Genomic DNA, 3,797 nt, shown 5'->3' with positions numbered 1-3,797 from the left:
TTTTTTTTTTTAGTGTAAAACGTACCGTACCCGTAAGCCCTGGCTCACCTGATAATGTAGCTCCTGAGCGTTCATAAGAAAAGAAAAATGGACTTGTTGTAAAATCCTCATTTTGTTTAGGTTTAATCACTTCAAATGCATGTGTATCTCTATCTTGTTCAGGCAAAGTAACATCATTCCTTTTTTTGATTGAGTTTCTTTTCAACGAATAAACTTATTTCGATCCAAACCTTTTAAAGCCCCGTCTATCACTGTTTTAAGAGGTGCTGTATACGTAATCGATTTTTCTGTAGGCGTAGTATCTAAGAAGAGTGTATCTTCGTATCTTATTTTATCCGATATCGTACTTTTCAGTGTTTGCAATAGATATCTAGGCATTTTAGTAAATCCATCTTCAGACCTTACATCATTAAGTATTATTGATGAATATCTCATAAAATTGTCGAAACCCAAGTTATAAGTTATATCAGGAACAAGTTGTTCATCTTCTGAAATAATACTTACAGAGAGAATTCTAGTCATAATCATTTCATGGAAATGGTCCCGTAACTTATCTATTGTAAACCTACCATCCTCTTCGGGTTGTTTATTAAGGGAATTGTAAACTTGCTTCCAAATCTGTGTCTATTTCATGTATTTTGACAATGATTGTTGCATCTACTTCTTTAATGTTTGTAGTGAACGCCTGTCTTTTATTGAGTCCATCATTTTCATCAAAAAATATTGAAATAAAAGCCTGTGAATCTTCATTTATACAACAACATTTCTTTATTTAATTTATTTGCTTTTAACAAATAAATTTTAGATAGATGTAATAACATGAATAAACTTGTTTCGATCCAAACCGTTTAAGGCTCCTCCTATCACTGTTTCAAGAGGTGTCGTAATTATTATAGATTTATCACTAGGATTAGGAATCGAAAGTGTCTGTTCGTAAATCAGTTCTAATTTTGTATCTGGCGGAGTTTGTAATAAATATTTAGGTTCTTCAGAATTTACATGTTTAAGAATTATAGTTGAAAGTTGCAAAAAATTGTCAAACAAGTAGTTTTTTATATAAGCATCCAGCTGTGGATCTTCGGAAGCAGAGATAGCTCCTAGTGAAAGGACCCCTTTTGTAATCATTTCATAAAAATAGTTCCGTAACTTATCTACTGTAAATCCCTCACCCCCATCAGGTTGTATCCTAAGGAAATTGTAAATTTTCTCCCAAGAACCTGAAAGGAAAATTTTCCTCTGTTGGGGGGCGACATTGTAGGAGACTTTGATACGTATAGAAATCTTTGATACTGTTCCGTCTAGTGACGAAAGTACATCAGCAGCTTCCGATTTGTTAAGCATAAGACTAAGACCTGCTTTGGCATTTTCTCCGTTTACGTTAACTGAGGCAAGCACCTTTTCTGTATCCTCTTGAAGTAATACCAATTCAAAAAACAACTTACTTTTTGTTAGCTTGATATATGTTACTTGCCCTTTGCTGGTAACAACCTCGAATGTTTCAGTTCCGGTCTCAAACAAAATCTCAAAAGAAAACATACCATTTTTGATTAACGGTAAAAGATTCTCCTCAGTTGCATCTTGTTCCCGGGTCAACATGAGAGTAAGCGACATGACAGGTTCACCGTTGGGATGCTTTACTAGCAAAGGAGTTTTGGGAAGATAGTAGTAATAACCTGCTTTAGCACTCCCTTCCAATAAATTGTTAGCTGCATCCGGAAGGCATAGGATGGACAAGGGATGTTGAGTCCCTTGTTCAATCGAATGCTCTTGCCATTGCGCGTTTCCTGCAGGTCCTAAAAGAGTCACTTTTTCACTCATACTATAAACCTCCTTTTTTACAATTATTTAAGGTCTTTTTGGAACCTTTACGATAAGTGGACCATTACCGGCGCCCTCTTCCCATGGTCCGTACCATTCAGTTCCATCTTCTCCTTCTAAATCACCTTCAATTATGACATGGACTCGATAACTAAAAGTGGGTTTATAGTCAAGTTGACCTGTATATATTTTCCAATGACCTGTTTTATCCCTATTTGCATAATCCCAAACAAATCTTACAATGGGACGCTCTGCTCCATTTTGTGTATTTCCATTTGCTTTGAATTCCACCTCAACAACCTGATTTTCTTTTGTTAAATTACGACTTAATGTAATAGGTCCGATATCTAATAATCCGGCAGAATCTGCTCGAACTTCTACAGTCCCATCATTGGTGAGAGTTCCTAGTTCTGTAGGGTCTAGGTCGACTTCATTCATTTCAACATAAATACGAGTAAAGCGAAATTCACTCTCTGAAGGAGGTTCTAGGAGATGAACTTTTCTCTTAATAAATGTTTTATCGGGTGTCCACCCTTGTGGTGCGTTTGTTACGTCAGCCATATCTCTTCGAGAGAAATCAGGTCTCCAAGTATTATTGGATTCTGAATCAGTTTTATTGAAATCTTTTATTTGCCATTCAATTGTCCCATCACTACGCGGATAACCGACTTGGACAGATAAAAAGGAAACAGGTTCACCAGCAAAATCTTTTGAAGGATCTGGCCAATTCACTACCGGCTTTACAATACGAGTCACCTTTTTGCTTAAATCACCAATATACACTTTACTGAAATACTTTCTCTCAGCTTCTGGATCATGTTTAATATCATTATAAAATCCTGTAAGAGAACTACTTATTGGATAGTTCTTATTATATTTATAATCTAAGGTTTCCTCATAGCTGAGATTTAATCGTGTTTCGTCACGACGGTATTTGAGAGCAAATCCGCCTCCAAAACCAAAAAATCCGCGACCAGCTTTAGCTGGCTCAACATTAGGTGGAGCTGGTTCGAAGATAAACTTGTTTGCCTGTTCCATAAATTGTTTTATAATTAGCTCTTTGTGTTGTTCCATCAATTTGGTCATTTCTTCACTATTAGGATTGGTTCCGTCAATCTTCATCTCAGCTTTAATATGGCCATTAGCAAGGAGTTTGTTAAATTCAACCGCGATGTCAGCTGACCACCACCAGCCACCATGTGCTTGTGCAGAGAAATGCTCAAAAATTTTGTCCCAATTACCAGTGATTTTTAGTGATAAGGTCTGCGTCCAGACTGGAATTTGTAATAAATTTTGAATTACAATGTTGCTAGAAGTACCATGGAAACTCGCCCAAAGTAGTTCGCTATGAAGTTTATCAACCATACCAGAGTAAGCATTCTCACCACCGGTGACATTCCCTGGTCCTGCACCATCAATTTTCCACCCTTGTGATTCATTACCTACGATTGCAGTCACATTGTCTGTTATCGGAACTATCCTAAACTGCGGTGCCACATTCGTTTTCCATCCCCAAAACTTGTCATCCTTTCCACGAAACCTATCTAGCAATTGTTCTTGTGATTTTTGAAGAACGGAGGGCGGGAAAGATACTGTAGTCGTAAAAGATACCAAACCGCCAGCAGATTCTTTGTCTTCATCTCCCACTTCATTAACCGGGTTTATTAGAAAATGAATATGATGAAATTTGTAATCGCCTGAGCCGACATCTCGAGCTAATCGTACGCTATCCGGCACCCAATAATACACCGGTGGTTTTCCTTCTCGCTGTAACTCTTCATTATTTTTATCAGGTAAATAAAGTACTCTATATCCTACTCCATTCTCATTAATTTCAAAAGTTTCAAATCCCCCACCGGCAAATATTGGTCCAATTGCATCAGTCATTTTGATTCTCCTTTCTAATTTAAAAACATTTATTCAATCATACTACCATCAGTACAGCGTCTCATTTTGAGTCATTAGTAATTTACTTAGTT

The 3,797-nt window shown here is 36.9% G+C and carries 3 protein-coding genes; all 3 read right to left on the bottom strand.

The features are described 5' to 3' along the window. Positions 1-201 precede the first annotated feature (201 nt). The 3 genes from GFJ36_RS28430 to GFJ36_RS28420 all read right to left on the bottom strand — a co-directional run bounded on the left by GFJ36_RS28430 (position 202) and on the right by GFJ36_RS28420 (position 3,555). Positions 202-378 carry a hypothetical protein gene (locus tag GFJ36_RS28430; RefSeq protein ID WP_157349825.1) on the bottom strand — a complete coding sequence of 59 codons (177 nt, stop codon included), beginning with the start codon at positions 376-378 and terminating at the stop codon, positions 202-204. A gap of 423 nt (positions 379-801) precedes the next feature. Beyond that, on the bottom strand, positions 802-1,818 hold the full coding sequence (locus tag GFJ36_RS28425) for a hypothetical protein (RefSeq protein WP_098961662.1): 1,017 nt from the start codon (positions 1,816-1,818) through the stop codon (positions 802-804). Positions 1,819-1,845: 27 nt separating this feature from the next. After that, positions 1,846-3,555, bottom strand: coding sequence for a hypothetical protein (locus tag GFJ36_RS28420; protein WP_142314829.1), 1,710 nt, complete (start codon positions 3,553-3,555; stop codon positions 1,846-1,848). Positions 3,556-3,797: the final 242 nt, after the last annotated feature.

It is taken from the genome of Bacillus sp. EE-W1, from assembly GCF_009760835.1.
In the GTDB taxonomy this organism is placed as follows: domain Bacteria; phylum Bacillota; class Bacilli; order Bacillales; family Bacillaceae_G; genus Bacillus_A; species Bacillus_A wiedmannii.
This window is presented reverse-complemented; position numbering and strand designations above follow the sequence as displayed.

Bases quoted from the DNA above. Each gene is read 5' to 3' on its own strand.
- GFJ36_RS28430 (WP_157349825.1), bottom strand. From the start codon at position 378: ATGCCTAGATATCTATTGCAAACACTGAAAAGTACGATATCGGATAAA.
- GFJ36_RS28425 (WP_098961662.1), bottom strand. From the start codon at position 1,818: ATGAGTGAAAAAGTGACTCTTTTAGGACCTGCAGGAAACGCGCAATGG.